Annotated in this window: 20 protein-coding genes and 1 pseudogene; 13 read left to right on the top strand and 8 right to left on the bottom strand. The window is 55.0% G+C overall.

Going from position 1 to position 21065, the window contains the following annotated elements; translation table 11 throughout:
• Positions 1-2: 2 nt before the first annotated feature.
• Complete coding sequence (locus ACZ5FM_RS17010; protein ID WP_312946727.1) at positions 3-602, bottom strand: GNAT family N-acetyltransferase; 600 nt, start codon at positions 600-602, stop codon at positions 3-5.
• A 108-nt stretch (positions 603-710) separates the two neighbouring features.
• On the opposite strand from ACZ5FM_RS17010, the gene ACZ5FM_RS17005 reads away from it, so the two are divergent.
• The 3 genes from ACZ5FM_RS17005 to ACZ5FM_RS16995 all read left to right on the top strand — a co-directional run bounded on the left by ACZ5FM_RS17005 (position 711) and on the right by ACZ5FM_RS16995 (position 2383).
• On the top strand, positions 711-1112 hold the full coding sequence (locus ACZ5FM_RS17005) for a ketosteroid isomerase-related protein (RefSeq protein WP_250983291.1): 402 nt from the start codon (positions 711-713) through the stop codon (positions 1110-1112).
• 111 nt (positions 1113-1223) lie between these two features.
• Entirely contained in the window at positions 1224-1793 is a 570-nt protein-coding gene (locus ACZ5FM_RS17000; RefSeq protein WP_312946851.1) for a helix-turn-helix domain-containing protein, read from the top strand.
• Between the two features lie 71 nt (positions 1794-1864).
• On the top strand, positions 1865-2383 hold the full coding sequence (locus ACZ5FM_RS16995) for a GNAT family N-acetyltransferase (protein WP_464039305.1): 519 nt from the start codon (positions 1865-1867) through the stop codon (positions 2381-2383).
• Positions 2384-2427: 44 nt separating this feature from the next.
• On the opposite strand, the gene ACZ5FM_RS16990 is transcribed toward ACZ5FM_RS16995, so the two are convergent.
• Positions 2428-3501, bottom strand: a complete 1074-nt coding sequence (locus ACZ5FM_RS16990; RefSeq protein ID WP_464039304.1) for an alpha/beta hydrolase family protein — start codon at positions 3499-3501, stop codon at positions 2428-2430.
• Between the two features lie 183 nt (positions 3502-3684).
• Here ACZ5FM_RS16990 and ACZ5FM_RS16985 point away from each other — a divergent pair.
• A pseudogene (locus ACZ5FM_RS16985) lies at positions 3685-4810 on the top strand (helix-turn-helix domain-containing protein).
• On the opposite strand, the gene ACZ5FM_RS16980 reads toward ACZ5FM_RS16985, so the two are convergent.
• Complete coding sequence (locus ACZ5FM_RS16980) at positions 4774-5877, bottom strand: TRAP transporter substrate-binding protein (RefSeq protein WP_464039303.1); 1104 nt, start codon at positions 5875-5877, stop codon at positions 4774-4776. The pseudogene ACZ5FM_RS16985 and the gene ACZ5FM_RS16980 overlap by 37 nt on opposite strands.
• Before the next feature lie 416 nt (positions 5878-6293).
• On the opposite strand from ACZ5FM_RS16980, the gene ACZ5FM_RS16975 reads away from it, so the two are divergent.
• Positions 6294-8687, top strand: coding sequence for a phosphoketolase family protein (locus ACZ5FM_RS16975; RefSeq protein WP_464039302.1), 2394 nt, complete (start codon positions 6294-6296; stop codon positions 8685-8687).
• 55 nt (positions 8688-8742) lie between these two features.
• On the opposite strand, the gene ACZ5FM_RS16970 is transcribed toward ACZ5FM_RS16975, so the two are convergent.
• The gene (locus ACZ5FM_RS16970) at positions 8743-9210 is read right to left on the bottom strand and encodes a group III truncated hemoglobin (protein ID WP_464040490.1); all 468 of its coding nucleotides are present in this window, start codon (positions 9208-9210) and stop codon (positions 8743-8745) included.
• Positions 9211-9360: 150 nt separating this feature from the next.
• On the opposite strand from ACZ5FM_RS16970, the gene mbfA reads away from it, so the two are divergent.
• Positions 9361-10344 (top strand): iron exporter MbfA, encoded by a 984-nt coding sequence (gene mbfA / locus ACZ5FM_RS16965; protein ID WP_464039301.1) that lies wholly within the window; start codon positions 9361-9363, stop codon positions 10342-10344.
• On the opposite strand, the gene ACZ5FM_RS16960 is transcribed toward mbfA, so the two are convergent.
• Complete coding sequence (locus tag ACZ5FM_RS16960; protein ID WP_464039300.1) at positions 10284-11909, bottom strand: ABC-F family ATP-binding cassette domain-containing protein; 1626 nt, start codon at positions 11907-11909, stop codon at positions 10284-10286. The genes mbfA and ACZ5FM_RS16960 overlap by 61 nt on opposite strands.
• 247 nt (positions 11910-12156) lie before the next feature.
• The gene (locus tag ACZ5FM_RS16955; protein WP_464039299.1) at positions 12157-12555 is read right to left on the bottom strand and encodes a RidA family protein; all 399 of its coding nucleotides are present in this window, start codon (positions 12553-12555) and stop codon (positions 12157-12159) included.
• A 205-nt stretch (positions 12556-12760) separates the two neighbouring features.
• On the opposite strand from ACZ5FM_RS16955, the gene ACZ5FM_RS16950 reads away from it, so the two are divergent.
• On the top strand, positions 12761-13354 hold the full coding sequence (locus ACZ5FM_RS16950; protein WP_464039298.1) for a TetR/AcrR family transcriptional regulator: 594 nt from the start codon (positions 12761-12763) through the stop codon (positions 13352-13354).
• 36 nt (positions 13355-13390) lie between these two features.
• Here ACZ5FM_RS16950 and ACZ5FM_RS16945 read toward each other — a convergent pair whose 3' ends face one another.
• Positions 13391-14005 (bottom strand): transglutaminase-like cysteine peptidase, encoded by a 615-nt coding sequence (locus ACZ5FM_RS16945; RefSeq protein WP_464039297.1) that lies wholly within the window; start codon positions 14003-14005, stop codon positions 13391-13393.
• A gap of 97 nt (positions 14006-14102) precedes the next feature.
• Positions 14103-14915: an alpha/beta hydrolase gene (locus tag ACZ5FM_RS16940; RefSeq protein WP_312946751.1), complete on the bottom strand. Its 813-nt coding sequence runs from the start codon at positions 14913-14915 to the stop codon at positions 14103-14105.
• Positions 14916-15096: 181 nt separating this feature from the next.
• Between ACZ5FM_RS16940 and infC the strand changes: the two genes are divergently transcribed.
• From infC to pheT, 6 genes are all read left to right on the top strand, one after another.
• On the top strand, positions 15097-15633 hold the full coding sequence (gene infC, locus ACZ5FM_RS16935) for a translation initiation factor IF-3 (RefSeq protein ID WP_250983679.1): 537 nt from the start codon (positions 15097-15099) through the stop codon (positions 15631-15633).
• Between the two features lie 159 nt (positions 15634-15792).
• Positions 15793-15996, top strand: coding sequence for a 50S ribosomal protein L35 (rpmI, locus tag ACZ5FM_RS16930; RefSeq protein WP_192486610.1), 204 nt, complete (start codon positions 15793-15795; stop codon positions 15994-15996).
• A 40-nt stretch (positions 15997-16036) separates the two neighbouring features.
• Positions 16037-16441 (top strand): 50S ribosomal protein L20, encoded by a 405-nt coding sequence (rplT, locus tag ACZ5FM_RS16925; protein ID WP_192486609.1) that lies wholly within the window; start codon positions 16037-16039, stop codon positions 16439-16441.
• A 226-nt stretch (positions 16442-16667) separates the two neighbouring features.
• Positions 16668-17546, top strand: a complete 879-nt coding sequence (locus ACZ5FM_RS16920; protein WP_464039295.1) for a serine/threonine protein phosphatase — start codon at positions 16668-16670, stop codon at positions 17544-17546.
• Entirely contained in the window at positions 17539-18621 is a 1083-nt protein-coding gene (pheS, locus tag ACZ5FM_RS16915) for a phenylalanine--tRNA ligase subunit alpha (RefSeq protein ID WP_464039294.1), read from the top strand. Before ACZ5FM_RS16920 ends, pheS begins: the two co-directional genes overlap by 8 nt.
• Before the next feature lie 12 nt (positions 18622-18633).
• Positions 18634-21057 (top strand): phenylalanine--tRNA ligase subunit beta, encoded by a 2424-nt coding sequence (pheT, locus tag ACZ5FM_RS16910; protein WP_464039293.1) that lies wholly within the window; start codon positions 18634-18636, stop codon positions 21055-21057.
• The last annotated feature ends 8 nt before the right edge of the window (positions 21058-21065 follow it).

Here is a 21065-nt window from a genome sequence, read left to right as displayed (position 1 = left end):
AATTACGCCTCGATCTTTCGCATCCAGAAGGAAAGGGTTTTTGGGCTTTTTGCCGTCTCATCCAAATCCTGCCAGGTGAATGTGGTGCTCAGTTCCGGCTTGTGGACGTAACCGCGATTTTCCCAGAAACTGTTGAGTGGTTTGTAGTCTGCGGGCCGTCTTGGATGATCCACAGGACGTTCCACCGCACAGAAGGTGCAATAGTCAAAACCGCCAACCCGTTTTGCCTGCGCCTCTCGTTCTTCAAAAAACCGAACACCAGCGCCCTGCCCGCGATATTGTGGCAGAAGCACGCTCTCACCGAAATAAAAGATCCGAGCAGGATTATAACCAGCTGCGATGAAAGGTTTTTTCACCTCATCGGTTTCTGACACCATTGGAATTCCCGTCGACATGCCAACTATTTTGCCGTCATCCAGTGCCAGCACCACAACGGCACCTTGCGAATTGGCATAGGTGGCCAGATATTCCCGCTCATGCTCGATCGTGCCGTCATACAGATATGGGAATTCCCGGAAAACACCGATACGCAAGCGGGCGAGGTCATCAAAATAAGGTACAATATCGGCACCGGATGCGGATTTGATTTCGAGTGCTTTCATGTCAGTTGAGATACTTTCCGATATACAGCATTTTCACCTTGGTTGCGCCCGGTTATATCGTGACGACCAAAGTGAGCCAAGTTGTGTTGCAGACCGATGGAGATAAAGATGACAGCAGCCGCCACCATCCACGCCTATTACGATGCTTTCAACCGTCAGGACATGGATGCTTTCCTGGCCCTGCTCGACGAAAACGTGGTTCACGACATCAATCAGGGTGAGCGCCAGACCGGCAAGGCGGTATTTGCGAAGTTCATGGATCACATGAACCGTTGCTACAAGGAAACCCTGACCGACATGGTGATTATGGCCAGCGAAGACGGCAAGCGCGCGTCTGCAGAATTTGTCGTCAACGGTGAATATCTGGTGACCGATGAAGGTCTTCCAGAGGCCAATGGACAGAAATACGTGCTTCCAGCGGGTGCCTTTTTTGAATTAAAGGACGGCAAAGTTAGCCGGGTAACAAACTACTATAATCTGAATGACTGGATCGCTCAGGTCGGCGCATAAGACTATCAAAAACAACGAACCTGCTTTCACGCAGGTTCGTCACTTTTCGAATATTCCACTATAATACCCGTTGACTCCATTATAAGAGAATGCAAATCTCTGATCATGGACATGGAAAACGACATTCTCGAAAAATCGATTGGCGAGCGGGTCCGCACGTTGCGTGCTGAAAACGATATGACGCTCGACCAGCTCAGTCTTGCTTCGGGCGTCAGCCGGGCGATGATCTCGCGTATTGAACGCGGCGAGGCGAGCCCTACCGCCTCGCTCCTGGCCCGGATTTGCGCCGCACTTGGCCTTTCGCTGTCAGGCTTTTTTGCTGAAGACGAGACAGTCACTCCAATTGTCCGCAAGGCAGAACAGAAAATCTGGCAGGATCCGGAAACCGGATATGTACGCCGCGCCATTTCACCGCCGCGCGTCGGCTCGGATGTCGATATTGTTGAGGTGGAGTTTCCGGCTGGCGCAAAAGTCAGTTTTCCACCGCACTCTGCTTCGCATGGCATGACCCAACATGTCTGGCTGCTGCAAGGCACGCTGGAAATGACGACACAACAGGACGTCTATCTCCTTGCGCCGGGCGATTGCCTGTTCATGCCGGTTGGCGAAGGCCACGTTTTTCACAATCCGGGTGAGCAGCCCGCCCGCTACTGCGTCGTTTTGGACCGGCGAGCCCGCTGACGCGCCGATAAAACACAGCACAAATTTCTCAACGACAGTCCCTCATCGATTTACGTTTACCGGCAGGACCTATGGCAACGATCCGAATTCTAAATGCAGCAGATACATTAAACGCCCTGCCTGACCTGTGCGAGGTTTTGTCGGACTGCGTCAATGACGGGGCATCGGTTGGTTTCATGCTGCCCTTCACTCCGCGAGACGGGGCAGACTTCTGGCGGAATGTGGCTGCCGGCGTCGATACCGGTGATATCATCCATGTCGTCGCGGAGGTTGACGGCGTTGTTGTCGGAACCGTTCAGATCGGTCTGGCATCCAAACCGAACCAGCCGCATCGTGGTGACCTGATGAAACTGCTCATTCATCGTTCGCAACGCGGACAAGGACTTTCTCGTCTGCTGATGGATGCGGTGGAAGCAGAAGCTGCCAAACGCGGGCGCACGCTTCTCGTTCTTGATACGGCAACCGGTAGCGATGCTGAAGCAATCTATCCACGGTTCGGCTGGCAACGGGTAGGCGTTATCCCCGATTACGCTCTGTTCCCCGATGGCCGGTATTGCAGCACGACGATCTTTTACAAACGCATCGCGTGATAAAACGCCGGGTTTCCCGGCGTTTTGTTTTACTGACATTTGGTTCAATGGCCGTTTTTCAGGGTGCGGGTGAAGCTATCGACAATGGTTTTAATGAGTTCCTGATGAATTTCAGCACGGTCCCGCAGACCGGCATCGCTGCAAATGGGGTCCAACTCACCAATGGATTCAAGAAAAGCATTGGCGTCCTTTTTGCAAACCGGCAGAAAGCTGAAATGGTCGGCACCGCCGAGCCGAACATAATTTGCCGAGGAGATCTGATGCGACAACTCATCCGCTTTGACGGCAACCGGAACCTTGCCCTCATCGCCGAGATTGATGAAGGTCAGTGGGATCGTCACGTCCTTGATGCTTTCGGGCTGGATGACCGTTGCCAGAGCGGGATCAACAAGAACCGCCGCCTTTGTGCGCGGGTCCCTGTTGGATTGCTCAAACCGTCCCTTGTCGACGGTGCGCAAATCAAGCTTCGGCACGGATACCGCTTCGTCATTCACATAACCGCGCCCACCGGCAAACCAGCGGCAATCCATCATGTCTGAATGGTCTTCACAATAACGCACAAAGGACTCAAGATCGGCACGCAAACCGGAAATTTCCATGGCCGCCGCACCACCCAGCGAAAAACCCAAGACACCTACACTGCTCTGGCTGATGGAAGACACCCAGGCCTTGTCGGTGGTCAAGCTTGTGACTAGGTTTGAGAGGTCTTGCGTACGCTCCCAGATTTTTGGTGTGTCCTGTGGTGTAGAATAACCGCTCGTGGTGCCGGGATGGTTGGTGCCAGCCACGATGAAACCTGCCTCAGCCAGTTTCACCGCAATCCATGCCATGCCTTCAACTCTCGAACCTGAGCCATGAGACAACAGGACGAGCGGAAACTGGCCAGTTTTGATGGTGGCATCCTTGAAAGCCTGTGAACCTTCAAAAATTCGGTTATCGCTAACCAGTGTTTTTTCGCCGTCCCCCGCTGACGGGTACCACACCGTCACCTCGAGATTGCTGTTACGCTGTGGGGAAAAAACATTGATGTCGCGCACACCGACCTGCTCTGCAGAAAAGGCACCCGAGCCAGCCGTGCAGGCCATAAAAAGGGCAGCGATGGGAAGTTGAAACCGCATGAAAAACCTCGTTGAGTTGGATGAACGATGGCTCATGCTGGCAAAAATCAGATATTTAGCGTCCTTAATCATGATCAAGGTCGTACCGGAACGCGATCTGGTCCATTCATTGAATACTCAACCGGAGCAATCGGCTCATCTGCTGCACTTCGCGCATAAACTTCGTTCGTCAAGGCCTTTAACGTGCTGTTTATTCCCCTGCCCTTTGTCGTTGCCCTGTTGCTCGGTCTCACCCTGATCACATTGTTCAGGGCCCGTGAAAAAAAAGCGAACCGGCCATTTCTGGCGCTGATCGGCCTTTGTGTGCTGCAATCGATTTCCGTCGGAGTGCGCTGGGGTTACGGTGTCGAGGACGTGCGTTATGTTTTGCCTATTATTGCCGGATGCCTGCCGCCCCTTGTCTATGCCAGCTTCCGCAGCCTGATGAATGACCAACCTGCCACCCGCAATTTTACCCTGACCGGTATTGTCGTTTCTCCGCTGATCATTCTGTTGCTGATGCTCGTCTATCCGCTGGCGATCGACTTTGCGCTGATTACTCTGTTCGTCGGCTATGCGGTTGCCATTATCGCATTGGGTCGTTCAGGCCCTGATGGTTTGGACGAGGCGCGTTTTGCGAGTGTAGTGCCTGCCCACCGCGCGCTTTACATCGCCGCGGGCGCGCTGTGCCTGTCTGCCTGCTTCGACTTTCTAGTGCTGCTGGACTTCGAGTGGACACGCGGTGCCAATGTCGCCGCCATCGTCAGCAATGCCAATCTTCTAGGCCTTTTCTTGATCGGTCTGACGGCGTCGGTTGCAGAAGGCAGCAAGGTCGAGCCGGAGGCTGGCACAGAGGCGCTCAGCGACACGCCTATTCCACCTTCGACTGAAGACCGTGAAGTGATGGAGCGGCTGGAGCATATCATGCAAAAGGACAGGCTGTACCGCGATGAGAATCTCAATCTCACACGGCTGTCGCGCCGACTTGGCCTACCCAGCCGACAGATTTCCAATGCCATAAACCGGTCTGCCAATATGAACGTATCGCAATACGTCAATCAGCTGCGTATCCGGGAAGCCTGCCGTCTTTTGGAAGAAACCGAGCAATCGGTGACCTCGATCATGCTGGATGCCGGTTTCCAGACCAAATCCAACTTCAATCGCGAGTTTCGCCGCATAACTGGCCTGAGCCCAGTAGCATGGCGCGAACGTGAGGTGTGGAAGCTGGTCTCCACCCACAAAAACGGTCACCCGGACCAAACCGGGTGACCGCATAACAATTACCGTCGATGATTACAGCGTGCCGTTGCGCTGCTGGATCATCATGTAGGTGTCGTAGGTGTATTCAGCGATCTGCGCCCAGAGATAGGCGTCCTTCTTGAAAGCCTGCTGGCTGTCATAGATCTTCTTGAAGGCTGGGTTGGATGCAGAGATTTCAGCGTAGGTCTCCAGTGCTGCCTTGTGGCAAACATCGAGGATTTCCTGACTGAACGGGCGCAGGACGGCACCCTGTGCCACCAGTTCCTTCAATGCCTTCGGATTGCGCGCGTCGTAACGCTCCAGCATGCTGGCGCTTCCGGCCGCGCAGGCGTCCTTCAAGATGCGCTTGTAGTTTTCGGGTAGGCCGTTGAACTTTTCGAGATTGACGAAAGCATGAACAGCCGGGCCGCCCTCCCACCAGGCAGGGTAGTAATAATACTTGGCGACCTTGTAGAAGCCGAGCTTCTGGTCGTCATACGGCCCAACGAATTCGGTCGCGTCGATCGTGCCCTTTTCAAGCGCTGCGTAAACGTCACCGCCCGCGATCTGCTGCGGCGTGACGCCTACCTTCTGCATGACCTGACCGGTCAGACCGGCGATACGCATTTTAAGACCCTTGAGATCATCGATGGTGTTGATCTCCTTGCGGAACCAGCCACCCATCTGCGCGCCGGTGTTGCCGAGCAGGATAGAGTAAATGTTGTGCTGGGCTAGGAATTCGTTCAGCAGTTCATTACCGCCAGCCTGATTGAACCAAGCGTTTGTCTGGCGCGCATTGAGACCGAACGGAACCGACGTGCCAAGCGCGAAGGTCGGGTCCTTGCCCACGTAATAATAGGAGCAGGTATGCGCCATTTCGACCGTACCGGCCGTCACCGCATCAGCAGCCTGCAAAGCTGGAACGATCTCGCCGCCGGCAAAGTGTTGGATGGTAAAGTTACCGCCGGTTGCTTCCTTCACATGGTCAGCCACAATCTGGCCCGCGCCAAACAGAATATCCAGACCCTTGGTAAAGGATGAGGTCATGCGCCACGTGATTTTCGGGTTTTCTTGAGCGATGGCCGGAGCGGCCAATGCAGTTGCCGTGACACCGGCGCCAACCGCGCCTGCATTGCGGATAAAAGATCTGCGATCCATGTTGGTTTGCCTTGTTATGAAGAGTTTCATAAGGCGAACCGCCGGGTACGCCTCCCACAGTTTACTAATCATTTCTTCTTGATTGCTTCAAGTGGGAAAATCGATCCTTTCGCAAAAGGCGGCCCTGGTTTTCCGAATCTTGCGCGGGCAGCATTTTGACAGCCGAGGATTGCAAGACTACGCCATATGATTGTAGCCTTCGGTCGCTAATCATAGACAAACCGCAACACCACTTGACTTGCGTCAAGGAGAAGCCGGTCCAACCAGTATCTTCTACGCATGGAACTGCACCAGTCCACAAATTGGGTTTCGATTTTTGGGGCCAGTCTGGTGCGTCGCAGTGAATTTTCTGGAGCGTTTTGTTGCGCACAACCGGTGCGTAACTCTCCAAAACATCACCAGAGTGAGGAGCACGTATGACGCAGGCAACAAAAGCAGTATCCGGTGAAAAAACATTGACGGCAGATGAGCTTTCGCTGATCGATCGCTACTGGCGCGCCGCTAACTATCTGTCCGTCGGGCAGATTTACCTTCTCGGCAATCCCCTTTTGAAAGAGCCTCTACGCGCAGAACACGTCAAACCACGCCTGCTGGGACACTGGGGCACCACCCCCGGTCTCAATTTCATCTATGCTCATCTCAATCGGATCATCAAAGCGCGCGACAGCAACGTCATCTATATCTGCGGTCCGGGCCACGGCGGGCCAGGCATGATAGCCAGCACCTATCTCGAAGGGATCTATTCGGAAATCTATCCTGGAATTACTGAGGATGAAGCCGGGATGCTGAAGCTGTTCAAACAGTTCTCGTTCCCTGGCGGCATTCCCAGCCACGCGGCACCGGAAACACCGGGTTCGATCCATGAAGGCGGCGAGTTGGGTTACGCGCTGGTACATGCCTATGGTGCGGCCTTCGACAATCCTGATCTGGTCGTTGCCTGCGTGGTGGGGGACGGCGAGGCCGAAACCGGACCACTGGCAACCGCGTGGCATTCCAACAAGTTCCTGAACCCGGCAATTGATGGGACCGTGCTGCCAATCCTGCATCTGAATGGCTATAAAATTGCCAATCCGACCGTGCTGGCACGCCTACCCGACGAAGAGCTGACACATCTGTTTACCGGCTATGGCTATGAGCCGTTTTTTGTCGAGGGGCATGAGCCGGAAGCCATGCACCAGCAAATGGCGGCAACGCTGGATGTCATTTTCGATCGCATCAAGACAATCAAACAGAAGGCGCAAAAAGACGCGTCCGAGCGTCCGCGTTGGCCGATGATCATCCTGCGTTCGCCCAAGGGCTGGACCGGACCCAAGATGGTGGACGGCAAGATCGTCGAAGGCCATTGGCGTTCGCATCAGGTGCCGGTGGCCAATTGCCGGCAGGATGCCGGGCACCGCAAGATCCTTGAAGATTGGTTGAGGAGCTACAATCCGGAGGATCTGTTTGACACAAACGGCACCCTGAAAGAGGAACTGAAAGCGCTGGCACCGCAGGGTGAGCGACGCATGGGCGCCAACCCACATGCCAATGGCGGATTATTGCGCAAGGAATTGCATACGCCGGATTTCCGGACCTATGCCGTTTCCGTCACCACACCCGGTGCAACCGAGGGGCAAGCGACCAAGGTTCTCGGCGATTATCTGCGAGATGTTATCCGGCTAAATGAAAGTGAGAAGAACTTTCGTATCTTCGGGCCAGACGAAACGGCGTCAAACCGTTTGGGCAGTGTGTTTGAGGCCACCGACCGCGTGTGGATGGCGCAGACGCTGGAAACCGACGACAATCTCGCCCCGCAAGGCCGGGTGATGGAGGTATTGAGCGAACACCAGTGCCAAGGGTGGCTGGAAGGATATTTGCTCACCGGCCGACACGGTTTATTCTCTTGCTACGAAGCCTTTATCCATATTGTCGATTCCATGTTCAATCAGCATGCAAAATGGCTGAAGGTTTCGCGTGAACTGGAATGGAGAAAACCGGTTTCGTCACTCAATTATCTGCTGACGTCGCATGTCTGGCGGCAGGATCATAATGGGTTCTCCCACCAGGATCCGGGCTTCGTTGATCTTGTTGCCAACAAAAGCTCGGAGATTGTGCGGGTCTATCTGCCACCGGATGCCAATACCCTTCTGTGGGTTGGCGACCATTGCCTGAAAACATGGGACCGGGTGAACGTGATCGTGGCGGGCAAACAGCCTGCCCCGCAGTGGTTGGCCATGGAAGAGGCCGAGCGTCATTGCGAAGCAGGGCTTGGCACATGGGAATGGGCTGGCACCGAGGACGGGCTGGAACCAGATGTGGTGATGGCTTGCGCCGGCGATGTGCCGACCATGGAAACACTGGCGGCGGTTGATCTGTTGAGGCAAGCATTGCCACACCTGCGCATTCGCGTGGTGAATGTGGTGGATCTGATGACACTGCAGTCACCGCAACATCATCCGCACGGCATATCCGACGAGCAATTCGATCGGATATTCACCACAGATCGGCCGGTGATCTTTGCCTATCACGGCTACCCCTATCTCATTCACCGGCTGGTCTATAAGCGCACCAATCACCCGAACTTCCACGTGCGTGGTTTTATTGAAGAGGGAACGACCACAACTCCGTTTGATATGGCCGTGATGAATGAGCTGGACCGCTATCACCTGGCAATCGAGGCGATCAACCGGTTGCCGGTTCTCAAGGAAAAGGCCGCAGATGTCGTGACCGCGCTTCATGAAAAGCTGATGCAGCACAAGATGTTTGTGTGTGAACATGGCGAGGACATGCCGGAAATCCAGAACTGGAAATGGCCTTATCCCAAACCATAGTCAGAAAATAACCGATTGGGCGCGCCCTGCCGAGGGGCGTGCCCCCCTTGCCCTGTCAGGTCCGTTTTATCGCAGGATCATCCAGTGCCGGATTGTAAAACAGTGACAATGTCAGGCTGCGGGCGATACGCTCGGCCGTTGCCATGAACCAGTCATGTGCTTCACGGCTGGGGGCGATGTCACTCAGCGTTTCCGAAAAGAGCGCCAGCCATTGCGGAAACAGACCGGACGTCATGCCCTGTACACCAACATGCGCCTGCACCGGTTTTCCCGCATAACCACCATTCTTGAATGCGATGGCCGACCAGAAACTCTTCATCTTGGCCATATGTTCAGGCCAGCGGCCGTGCAGCCTGCCATCAAACACCGGCCCCAGCTCCGGGTGAGCGAGAACACGACCGTAAAAGGTCTCTACGAGATGATCGATAAAAGCCGCATCGATCCCCATCCGCGCCATCTCATCCTCGGCACGGCGCTGAATTCCAGCGTTGTGGGCGGCTCTTGCCTGTAGATCATCTCTCATGCTGGTTCCGGCGGTTCTTTCTGCACTCATGTCTTTCTGCCAGCCTCATATGGTCTTCATGGGCAATTTTCGCAATGCGACCTTTTGCATCCCTTGCTTCCCAGCGCGACATTGAATATATTTAGAATAATTCTAAACTAGGACATTCCCATGTTGCGCTCGCTGTTTGCCTCTTCAAAACGTGATTTTTCTTCGCTAAGCGAACAGGAGATATTGGCACTGGCCATTGCGAGTGAAGAGGACGACGCCCGGATCTACCGCGCCTATGCCAGCATTCTGAGGCAGGATTACTCGGCATCAGCCAAAATTTTCGACGACATGGCCGAGGTTGAGCAGACGCACCGCAATATGCTGATCGACATGCACATACACCGGTTTGGCGACAATATACCGCTTATTCGCCGTGAGCATGTCAGCGGTTTTTATGACCGCAAACCGGACTGGCTGATCAAGAACCTGTCGCTTGAGAAAATCCGCCTGCAGGCCGAGCTCATGGAACAGCAGGCGGCGAATTTTTATGACCAGGCGGTCGCCCGCGTGTCCGACGCCGATACCCGCAAACTGCTTGGCGATCTGGCAGATGCGGAACGTGGACACCAGGACATTGCCGAGATGCTGGAAAACAAACATCTGGCCGACGGCGTTGATGAGACCGAAAAAGAAACTGCAAAACGCCAGTTTCTGCTGACCTATGTGCAGCCTGGCCTTGCCGGTTTGATGGATGGTTCGGTTTCGACACTTGCGCCGATTTTCGCGGCGGCCTTTGCCACGCAGGATACCTGGCAAACCTTCCTCATTGGCCTTTCCGCCTCGGTCGGTGCCGGCATCTCCATGGGCTTTACCGAAGCGGCCCATGATGATGGCAAACTTTCCGGACGAGGATCACCGCTCAAACGCGGCCTTGCCTCGGGTATCATGACCGCCGTTGGCGGCCTTGGCCACGCATTACCCTATCTCATTCCACATTTCTGGACGGCCACCGCCATAGCGGCCGTCGTGGTCTTTGTTGAACTGTGGGCAATTGCCTTCATCCAGAACCGCTTTATGGAAACGCCATTCATGCGGGCAGTCTTTCAGGTGGTGCTGGGTGGATCGCTGGTGTTGGCAGCCGGTATAATCATCGGCAATGGCTGATAACGGTTTATACCGATTGCCTCCAGAAACACCTCGTCATGGCTGACGACCAGCAGCGCGCCGTCATAGGCGCGCAATCCCGCTTCCAGGGCTTCGATCGCCTCCACATCCAGATGGTTCGTCGGCTCATCCAACACCAGCACGGGTGGCGGCGATGAACCACCCAGTGTGCAGGCAAGCCCTGCCCGCAAAAGCTGACCGCCACTGAGACTTCCGGCAATCTGCAGGGCAGCGTCGGCACGGAACATGAATCTCGCCAGTGCGGCCCTGCATTGATTGTCATCGGAATTCGGGTTCAGCCGGCGGAAGTTATCAAGAATTGAGGTCGCGCTATCCATCAGGCTGACCTGTTGGTCGAGCATGGCCCAGGGGGTGAACACACGCACCTGACCGGCCCACGGTTTCAGCGCACCTGTAACCAATGACAGAAGGGTAGATTTTCCCGCACCATTTTTGCCTGTGATGGCAATACGCTCCGGTCCGGTGATGGTAAAACTGACATCGCGCAGAACGGGTGCTTCAGGCTGATAGCCTGCTGTGACGTTTTCCATCTGCAGGACCATTTTGCTGGCTGGCAGACCGGTTGACGCCAGTGTTACCACCAATGGCTGGAGGATTTCCCTACGACGTCGTGCCGTTTCCAGTGCTGCTGTAGCTTCAGTCTGGCGGCGCTCGGTCAATCGCGCATAGCCTCCACTGGTACTTTCGCTTCGCCCTTTCATGGCGCCAAGCAAGATACGTGGCTGATCACCCTTGGCGGCTTTCTGCTTACCCGTGCTATCCTTGCGTGCCTTGGCTTCTGATCTCGCCTGCGCTTTGCGTGCAATGTCGTTAAGCTGCTTTTCGGCCTCGGACATATCCTGCTCGATAGCGGCAAGCTCCAAGGCTTTGGCTTCACGATAATCGCTCCAGTTGCCACCGTAACGATTTGCGCCAAGCGACGTCAATTCCACGATGCAATCCATCGTATCCAGCAATTCACGGTCATGGCTGACGACAAGTACACCGCCGCGCCATGTCGACACAAAATCGATGACCGCTTGGCGACCTTCACGATCCAGGTTGTTGGTAGGCTCGTCCAGAACGATAAAGTCAGGTTGCGTGAAGATCAGTGCCGCAAGGCCGGCACGGGTTCGTTGCCCACCGGACAAGCTGGAAAGCAGGGTTTCAGCCGTGACAGCAAGGCCCAGAAGATCAAGCGACGCGCGCATGCGATCTTCCAGCGTCCAATCGGCATCCGCCAGTTCTTCCATTGTCGCTTCGCCATTTTCAGCACGGCGAAGAATGGTGAGAGCACCAGACACGCCAAACAGATCCGCAACGGTTTCATCAGCTGCGATCTGCACAATCTGCTTCATGGCGCCAACGCTGCCAGAGACCGAGATATCACCCGCCAGCGGCTGCAGTGCACCGGTTATCAGTTTCAGAAGTGTCGATTTACCGACGCCGTTGCGGCCGACAAGGCCGGTCCGTTCTGCCTCGAAAGCAAGCGTAAGGTGGGAAAAAAGCGGGCGCCCCTCAGGCGTCGACCAGCTTAGATTGGAGAGTGTTATCGAAGTTGACATGAACAAGGACTTTCCCGTGAACAACAAAATTTGTGACTGTTGTTGCTGGGTTGAAATCCATGTTGCACACATCCTGTAAGCATTAAAACTGGACCATATAATAGGATCCAGTTTCCTTGGCTTCAAGAAAAATGGTTTGTGTGCCAAGTCTTACCGCACAAATCCCGTCGCTGTTAGTGATGAAGGCGGGTGGGCATGGGCCGGTAAAGCACGCAAATACCCCACGTGCTTCACCGGGAACAAACAATCAGTTCGATTGCGGAATGCGGGCAATGACCTTGATTTCGAAGTCGAAACCGGCCAGCCAGTTCACACCGACAGCGGTCCAGTTCGGATATGGCTTTTCCGAAAATGCCTTGTTTTTGGCTGCCATCACCACCTCGAACTGGTTGGCAGGGTCGGTGTGAAATGTCGTGACATCGACAATATCATCAAAGCTGCTGTTTGCTGCTTTCAGGACCGCTTTGAGATTGTCGAAAGCTAGCTGCACCTGCTTTTCGAAATCCGGTTCTGGAGATCCATCTTCACGGCTGCCGACCTGGCCGGACACAAACAGCAGATCACCGGATCGGATTGCTGCGGAGTAACCGTTGATTTCACAGAGTTCTTGCCTGCTGGCAGGGAAAATAGCATCGCGTTTGGTCATTGTGTGCTCCTTTTAAAACGCACTCGTCCAATTCCAGAACGCGGGTCTGCCTTACGCAGTGGCGTTCTTGGATAAATGAGTTGATTTTTCATTGCTTAGTGAGCGGGACGCAGCATTGATATACGGCCCGTATGCCAATATATGTTAACATACATCGCGTATGTCAATACGCATACGGACCGTATGTTAATTTCAGGAGAGCCGAATGGCTGCGAAAACACGTGCCCAGATGGTTGAAGAAACCCGCGCCAAGCTTATCACTGCAGCGCGAAAAGCTTTCGCAACAAAGGGTTATGCCGCCGCGTCCATGGACGACCTGACGGCCGAAGCCGGTTTGACCCGTGGCGCGCTCTATCACAATTTTGGTGACAAAAAGGGCCTTCTATGGGCCGTCATCGATCAGATTGATGGTGAGATGCTGGCACGGTTGCGCGTCGTGCAGGAGGGTGCAGCGACGCCCTGGCTCGCATTGCTCGCTGAAAGTAACGCTTATATCGAAATGGCCCTGGAGCCTGAAATCCAGCGCATCATGCTGCTGGATGGTCCGGCGGTTCTGGGTGACCCCGCAAATTGGCCCAACCAGACGGCTTGCCTGCAACGGATTGAAAAAACCGTTCAGGGCCTGATTGACGATGGAACACTGAAAAAAGTCGATGCAAAGGCTGCGACATGGCTGCTGAATGGCGCTGTGCTGAACTCAGCACTGTGGATTGCCGCCGCTCAAAATCCGGAAGAGGCATTTCCAAGAGCTGTCGATGCTTTCCAGAATCTGGCCTCGGGATTGCTGGCCGACACATAAACTGAAGCCTGCACAGGCAGGCTTCACTCGAGATAGTTATCGCAGAGCACCAACCAGAACGTCGCGACCATCTTCGATGGAAACCCAACGGCCAGAGTTAAACGAGGCCTGGCGCTTCAGGTATGTGTATTGTGTGTCTGTCCAGAGTTTTACCTCATCCGACAGGTTGTCGAGAATGAAGTCACCTTCAGTGGTGCGCAATGTCAGTACAGCGTGTCCTTCGCCATCAGGCTTGCGAACGACGGTGATCAGAAGGTCGGACACGGAAAATCCGTTCTCGATCAGCATCTTTCTTTTCAAAAGAACATAATCTTCGCAGTCACCGGCCGTGGTCGGATATTCCCAGACCTCATCGCGACCATAGATTTCCTGATCTGTCATGGCGATGATGCTGTTGTTGACCGACGCATTGATCTCGTGCACCAGCTTCCAGCCATATTCGGTCACACGTGGCGGAGCTGTCAGTTTGCTGCGCACATTGCACTCGGCTGCGTATTTCTGACAGAACTCATAATGGCCAATTGGCTGCGAGGTGACACCGCCTGTCACCATAGACAGGCTGCCCTTGTTTTCCGCCTGCACGGAAGCCGCAGAGAATAATCCCGCGACAGCTGCTATCAACAGCGCACGCGCCAGCGGTGCTTTCATCATGAAACCGTCCCTTACATTCTTAACAAAACGTTAAAATGAGGGACGGCTTTGAGTCAATCATTAGCGATTGCTGAAGGCAGAGAGATGTTGAATATGGTTAAGACCGTTGCGGTTTTGCCGAAAACGCCATGTCTTTTACCGCCTGCAGCATACGCTCGATATCCTGCGGGCGTGAAAGCCGGTGGTCGCCATCCTGTATCATGGTCAAAACCACATCATCGGCCGGCAGAAACTGCATCAACCTTAGAGCATGGGTGTAAGGCACATCAGGATCTTGTCCACCCTGCAGAATATGCACCGGGCAACCGGTTTCGATCATGCCCTTGAGCACCCGGTTTTCGCGGCCATCCTCAATCAGCGCGCGGGTAAAGATATTTGGTTCAGGGCTGTATTCGGAAGGCTCCTCGAAATAACCACGCTCTGCAAGCGAGGCTTTTTCTGCATCCGACAGGTTTGGCTCGATCAGTTCGGCTGTAAAATCCGGCGCCGGGGCGATCAAAACCAGACCGTCTATCGTTGCTGTCTTGAGCTTCTTTAATTCCTGCACCAGGCGCAACGCGATCCAGCCGCCCATCGATGAACCGATGGCAATGATGCTTTTCGGTTTCTGATCTGCGATTACGGCCAGCGTCTCATCCAGCCAGCGCGAAATGGTGCCCTTGGTGAAATCCCCGCCGGAAACGCCATGACCGGAATAATCGAACCGAATGCAGGCCAATCCATGTTCACTTGCAAAACGGTCAAGCTCGACAGCTTTGGTTCCGGACATGTCTGAACGATAGCCACCCAGCCACAAAAGGGTCGGACCCGTCGCACCAGCCTTGGCAGGACGAACAATCATTCCTATATTGCGCGCATCATCATCGTTACCGACAGTGATGTATTGAACCGGATTTTCGCTGTTTTGCATGCCTGCACTCCTCGATTTTGACGTCTTGTAGAGCAGATTCGCAAAAACCGCGACAAGTGGTGATTTTTTCCAGCACTTATGCTATTGACTTCGCCACGGCAATCACGACATTTCCGCCATTTGCTTCGGCAGGAGGTCATTGCCGCAGCCAATCCGGAAAACAGTTCAGGAGAATACGACCATTCGCAGACCTTTCAAAGCCGATGCCCCCGTCAAGGAGGGCCCGCGCTCCAACCGGGAAATTCGGGTTCCCCGCGTTCAGCTCATCAATGAAGAAGGCACAAACCTCGGCCCGATGCCGACGGATCAGGCCCTGAAACTGGCAGAGGAGGCCGGTCTCGATCTCGTTGAGATTTCGCCGAACGCCGAACCGCCGGTATGCAAGATTCTCGATCTCGGCAAACTGAAGTACTCGACCCAGAAAAAGGCCGCTGAAGCTCGCAAGAAGCAGAAGATTGTCGAAGTCAAAGAAATCAAGATGCGCCCCAACATCGACACCCATGACTATGAGGTGAAGATGAAGGCTATCAGCCGTTTCTTCGAAGAAGGCGACAAGGTGAAAGTGACCTTGAAGTTCCGTGGCCGTGAAATGGCGCACCAGGAACTCGGCATGAAGCTTCTTTTGCAGGTTAAGGAAGACACATTGGCGATTGCCAAGGTGGAAGCCGAGCCGAAACTCGAAGGCCGTCAGATGATGATGGTTCTCGCCCCCAAATAATAAAGCCTGACAGGGCTTTTTATAAAGAGTTGCGCTTTTGGCCGACTGCGGTTATAAGCGCGCGTCCGAACGGTCCGGCAGGGCATGCCGAGGCCGTTCCAGAATAGCTTGAAACAAGGCCTCATCCGCCAGTTTCGATACAAAAAACGGAGTAGCAAAATGCCCAAGATGAAGACTAAATCGGCTGCCAAGAAGCGGTTCAAAATCACCGCAACCGGCAAAGTCGTTGCAGCCGCTGCTGGCAAGCGCCACGGCATGATCAAGCGTTCCAATAAGTTCATTCGCGACGCGCGCGGAACCATGGTTCTCGCCGAGCCTGACGGCAAGAAAGTCGTCAAGAACTATCTGCCGAACGGTCTCTAAGACTTTTCCGCGTATTTGGACACTTTAAGGAGATCATGATATGGCTCGCGTAAAACGTGGCGTTACTTCCCGCGCCAAGCACACCAAGACACTCAAGGCCGCTAAGGGCTTTTACGGTCGTCGCAAGAATACCATCCGTACAGCTAAGGCTGCTGTCGACAAGTCCAGACAGTATGCAACACGTGACCGCCGCGTCAAGAAGCGCAACTTCCGCGCTCTCTGGATCCAGCGCATCAACGCTGCTGTACGTGAATCCGGCCTGACCTACGGCCGCTTCATCGACGGCCTGAACAAGGCTGGCATCGAAGTTGACCGCAAGGTTCTGTCTGACCTGGCAATCCATGAGCCGGCAACGTTCGGCGCACTCGTAGACGCTTCCAAGAAGGCTCTCGAGTACCTCAAGGAAGCCGGTACGAAAAACGAGTTTGAAGCTGCTGTAAACTAATACGGCGCTGAACATCTTCGTTCTTATTAAACCCGCGCCGGTTCATCCGGCGCGGGTTTTTTATTTCGATGACATGCGTCCGGAGCATCGGACCGAAAACGCCCAGCGGTTCTCGATCTGATGCCCAATGACAGCTTGGAGCGACGGAACTTAATCCAGTTCATCTCTCGCCGCTCTGCACATGAAACAGGGAGGATCGCCAGCATAACGCGACGATCGGAGGCTTATGTTAAATGCAACGGATACAGACACGAAAAAACGTGGGTTCCGCGTCACGCTGAAAGATACGGATATTGCCGCCCTTATGCAGGCACTGCTGGCCAGTGACCGGCGCATCCAGCGGCTTGAGCTTGACAGCGGTGCTGTCTGGATCAAACGTCAGGGAACGGAGAATTCCTCCTGGTGGATTTCGCTGCAGGCTTTCCTGGCAAAGCTCCTGCCCTATTCGTTCCTCAAGCCGTCACCACTGCTCAAACCTGCCGCCATGATGGCGCGGGAAATCCGTCGGATGGAGCGTTTTGCCGAAAAGGGCTTTCCTGTTGCAGAGATTGTCTATGCGTCCGATACCGCGATTGCTCTTGGTGATGTCGGCCCGACCGTCGAGGTCATGCTCAAGGGTTTGAAAAACGCCTCTCCGGCAGAAAATGACGCACTGTTGGTCAAGGCAACAGAAGCGCTTGGCGCACTGCATGCCGCCGGTCTGTGCCATGGACGCCCACATGTGCGCGATTTCTTCCTGCGTGACGGCCGCATCGGCTTCATGGATTTCGAAGAAGAGCCGGAAGCTGTCATGCCGCTTGAATCTGCGCAGGCCCGCGATTTGTGGCTGCTGTTTCTGATCGTTGCGACCCGCTCCGTCGAACAACAAAAAACCTGTGATGAAGCCTTCCGCCTGTGGCGGAAGCAGGCCCCTGCCGCCACCGTTCAAGAATTGCAGCGTCTGGTGACCGTTCTTGCGCGATTTTTACCGCTTGCCCGGTTGATCGGGCGCGTGCGGATGGGTAGTGATCTGCGACGCTTTATCATGGCGACCGACTATCTGAAGAATGCTGTGAAACCGCAAGCCGCTGGAACATATCCCGGCGAGGCAGGAAAAGATGACTGAACTTGATACTTTGAAATCGCAATTGATGTCGGAGATCGCCGCAGCCGGTGATGAGGCAAGCATTGAAGCTGTGCGTGTTTCGGCGCTGGGCAAGAAGGGTTCGGTTTCCGAACTTCTCAAAACCTTGGGCACAATGACACCGGAAGAGCGCCAGACACGCGGCGCGGCCATCAACCAGCTGAAGAATGAAGTCACCGACTTTATCACTGCACGCAAGAGCGAACTAAAAGATGCAGCCATCACGGCCCGCCTGAAAGCTGAAACAGTCGATGTCAGCCTGCCTGTTCGTCAGTCCCCTGCCGAGCGCGGCCGCATCCATCCGATCAGCCAGATCGTTGATGAGATCACCGCGATTTTTGCCGATATGGGTTTCTCGATTGCCGAAGGTCCGGATATCGAAACCGACTATTACAACTTCACGGCTCTGAATTTCCCGGAAGGCCACCCGGCCCGCGAAATGCACGACACCTTTTTCCTGCCTGCCAATGACAAGGGCGAGCGCAAGGTTCTGCGCACGCATACCTCGCCAGTCCAGGTGCGTACGATGGAGGCCCAAAAGCCGCCGATCCGCATCGTCATTCCGGGCAAGACCTACCGTCAGGACTCTGACGCCACCCATTCGCCGATGTTTCATCAGGTCGAAGGCCTGGTGATCGACAAAAAGGCAAATGTCAGCAATCTGCGCTGGATTTTGGAAGAGTTCTGCAAGACCTTCTTCGAAGTCGACAGCGTTGTGATGCGCTTCCGCCCGTCATTCTTCCCGTTCACGGAGCCGTCTTTCGAGGTGGATATCCAGTGCGACCGCTCCGGCCCGATCGTCAAGTTCGGCGAAGGCACGGACTGGATGGAAATCCTCGGCTGCGGCATGGTACATCCCAATGTACTGCGGGCAGGCGGACTGGATCCGGACGAATATCAGGGCTTTGCCTGGGGTATGGGTCTCGACCGCATTGCCATGCTGAAATACGGCATGCCTGATCTGCGTGACTTCTTCAACGCCGACGTTCGCTGGATGAACCACTATGGCTTCCGCCCTCTCGACATCCCGACCCTGTTCGGCGGCTTGAGCCAGTAAGGAGAAAAGACGATGAAATTCACACTCTCCTGGCTGAAAGAGCATCTTGAAACCGATGCCACGCTTGATGAAATCTGCGAACGCCTGACAGCCATCGGTCTTGAGGTTGAAGACGTGGATGACAAGGCGGCCTACAAGCCCTTCGTTATTGCCAAGGTTCTGACGGCTGAAAAACACCCAGAGGCAGACCGCCTCAAGGTATTGAGCGTTGATTCCGATGACGGCAAGCCGGTTCAGATCGTCTGCGGTGCACCAAACGCGCGCGCCGGTCTTGTCGGTGCACTGGCACGTCCAGGCACCTATGTTCCGGGTATCGATGTGACCCTTTCGGTTGGCAAAATTCGCGGCGTGGATAGCCACGGCATGATGTGCTCCGAAAAGGAACTCAACATCTCCGACGACCATAATGGTATTATCGATCTACCGGAAGATGCGCCAATCGGCACATCCTTCGCAGCCTATGCCGGTCTTGATGACCCGGTTATCGAAATCAACCTGACGCCAAACCGTCCGGACTGCACGTCGATCTACGGTATTGCCCGCGATCTGGCCGCATCCGGCCTTGGCACGCTGAAGACAAAACCGGCACCGGCTTTCAAGGTCGAGGGCCTGACACCGGTCGACGTAAAGCTGGATCTGGAAGACGCGGCCCTTTGCCCCGGCTTCTCCCTACGCATCGTCCGTGGCGTGAAAAATGGCCCCAGCCCAAAATGGATGCAGCAGCGCCTGATGGCGATTGGCCTGCGCCCGATCAACGCGCTGGTTGATATCACCAACTACATGACTTTCGATCAGGGCCGTCCGATGCACGTGTTTGACGCTGCAAAGGTCAAGGGTAATCTGGTGGTCCGTCGCGCTCAGGAAGGTGAAACTATCCTGGCGCTTGACCAGCGAGAATACAAGCTTGGTCCCGCCAACATTGTCATCGCTGATGACAATGGTCTGGAATCCATCGGTGGCATCATGGGCGGCGAACATTCCGGCTGCGATGAGAACACTACAGACGTGCTGATTGAATCGGCTCTGTGGGACCCGATCAACATAGCCAAGACCGGTCGTACACACGGCATCATCACCGATGCCCGTTATCGTTTCGAACGCGGTGTCGACCCGGAATATATGGTTCCGGGCCTTGAGCGCACCACGGAACTGGTTTTGGAACTGTGCGGAGGCACAGCGGGTGAAGCCAAGATCGTTGGTTACAAGGGTTTTGAACCCAAGTTCGTTGACTTCCCGCTGTCTGAGGTCAAGCGCCTTACCGGTCTCGACGTTTCGACGCAAGAAAGCCTTGAGATCCTCAAGGGGCTTGGTTTTGGCATTGAAGGTTCGGGTGAGCGCGTTAGTGTTTCAGTTCCATCATGGCGTCCAGACGTGGAAGGCAAAGCCGATCTGGTTGAAGAGGTCATGCGTATCCATGGCGTGGACAACATCAAGCCACAGCCACTGGAAAGCCTTGGTGCCGTCAACGGCCGTATCCTGACGACGCTGCAAATTCGCACGCGCACCGCGCGCCGCGCATTGGCCAGCCGTGGCATGCTCGAAGCCGTGACATGGTCGTTCATTCCGGAAGCACAGGCCAAGCTGTTTGGTGGCGGATCGCCTGCCCTGAAGCTTGCCAACCCGATTGCGGCCGACATGTCCGATATGCGGCCTTCGCTGCTGCCAGGTCTGTTGACCGCCGCTCAGCGTAATGCCGACAAGGGTCATGGCGACGTTGCCATCTTCGAAGTGTCCGGCACCTATGAAAACGACACGCCGGAAGGTCAGCGTCGTGTTGCTGGCGGCGTTCGTCGCGGCACAGCATCGCTTTCCGGCGCTGGCCGCATGTGGTCCAACGCATCGAAGGCCGGCGGCAAGCCGGTAGACGTCTATGACGCAAAGGCCGATGCACTGGCCGTGATTGAAGCTTGTGGATTGCCAATGTCCAATGTCCAGATCGAGGCCGGTGGACCGGACTGGTACCATCCGGGCCGTTCCGGCACCATCAAGATGGGGCCGAAGATTGTGCTTGGGTATTTCGGTGAATTCCATCCGAAAACACTCGGTGAACTCGACGTGGCGGGCGTCTATGCCGGTTTCGAGATTTATCTCGATGCCATGGCAGAGCCTAAGAAGAAGGCCACCCGCACGAAGCCGGCGCTTGAACTTTCGCCATTTCAGGCTGTTAAGCGCGACTTTGCTTTTGTGGTCGACAAGTCGGTGGAAGCCGGTGCGATCATCAAGGCTGCAACAAGTGCCGACCGCAAGCTGGTGACTGGTGTGAACGTGTTCGATGTTTTCGAAGGTGCATCCCTTGGCGAGAACAAAAAGTCCATCGCAATCGAAGTTCAGATCCAGCCGGTCGACAAGACCCTGACGGATGAGGATTTCGAAGCGCTGACTGCCAAGATCGTCGGCAATGTCGAAAAGACAACCGGCGGCGTGCTGCGCGCCTGAGACAGCAT

The organism is Agrobacterium sp. 5Ca50, from assembly GCF_055381905.1.
This window is presented reverse-complemented; position numbering and strand designations above follow the sequence as displayed.

Coding starts and splice junctions, on each gene's coding strand:
- ACZ5FM_RS17005 (WP_250983291.1), top strand. CDS start 711: ATGACAGCAGCCGCCACCATCCACGCCTATTACGATGCTTTCAACCGT.
- ACZ5FM_RS16955 (WP_464039299.1), bottom strand. CDS start 12,555: ATGACCAAACGCGATGCTATTTTCCCTGCCAGCAGGCAAGAACTCTGT.
- ACZ5FM_RS16990 (WP_464039304.1), bottom strand. CDS start 3,501: ATGCGGTTTCAACTTCCCATCGCTGCCCTTTTTATGGCCTGCACGGCT.
- rplT (WP_192486609.1), top strand. CDS start 16,037: ATGGCTCGCGTAAAACGTGGCGTTACTTCCCGCGCCAAGCACACCAAG.
- pheS (WP_464039294.1), top strand. CDS start 17,539: ATGACTGAACTTGATACTTTGAAATCGCAATTGATGTCGGAGATCGCC.
- ACZ5FM_RS16945 (WP_464039297.1), bottom strand. CDS start 14,005: ATGATGAAAGCACCGCTGGCGCGTGCGCTGTTGATAGCAGCTGTCGCG.
- pheT (WP_464039293.1), top strand. CDS start 18,634: ATGAAATTCACACTCTCCTGGCTGAAAGAGCATCTTGAAACCGATGCC.
- ACZ5FM_RS16950 (WP_464039298.1), top strand. CDS start 12,761: ATGGCTGCGAAAACACGTGCCCAGATGGTTGAAGAAACCCGCGCCAAG.
- ACZ5FM_RS16970 (WP_464040490.1), bottom strand. CDS start 9,210: ATGAGAGATGATCTACAGGCAAGAGCCGCCCACAACGCTGGAATTCAG.
- ACZ5FM_RS16980 (WP_464039303.1), bottom strand. CDS start 5,877: ATGGATCGCAGATCTTTTATCCGCAATGCAGGCGCGGTTGGCGCCGGT.
- rpmI (WP_192486610.1), top strand. CDS start 15,793: ATGCCCAAGATGAAGACTAAATCGGCTGCCAAGAAGCGGTTCAAAATC.
- ACZ5FM_RS16975 (WP_464039302.1), top strand. CDS start 6,294: ATGACGCAGGCAACAAAAGCAGTATCCGGTGAAAAAACATTGACGGCA.
- ACZ5FM_RS17010 (WP_312946727.1), bottom strand. CDS start 602: ATGAAAGCACTCGAAATCAAATCCGCATCCGGTGCCGATATTGTACCT.
- ACZ5FM_RS16920 (WP_464039295.1), top strand. CDS start 16,668: ATGTTAAATGCAACGGATACAGACACGAAAAAACGTGGGTTCCGCGTC.
- mbfA (WP_464039301.1), top strand. CDS start 9,361: ATGTTGCGCTCGCTGTTTGCCTCTTCAAAACGTGATTTTTCTTCGCTA.
- ACZ5FM_RS16995 (WP_464039305.1), top strand. CDS start 1,865: ATGGCAACGATCCGAATTCTAAATGCAGCAGATACATTAAACGCCCTG.
- ACZ5FM_RS16940 (WP_312946751.1), bottom strand. CDS start 14,915: ATGCAAAACAGCGAAAATCCGGTTCAATACATCACTGTCGGTAACGAT.
- ACZ5FM_RS17000 (WP_312946851.1), top strand. CDS start 1,224: ATGGAAAACGACATTCTCGAAAAATCGATTGGCGAGCGGGTCCGCACG.
- ACZ5FM_RS16960 (WP_464039300.1), bottom strand. CDS start 11,909: ATGTCAACTTCGATAACACTCTCCAATCTAAGCTGGTCGACGCCTGAG.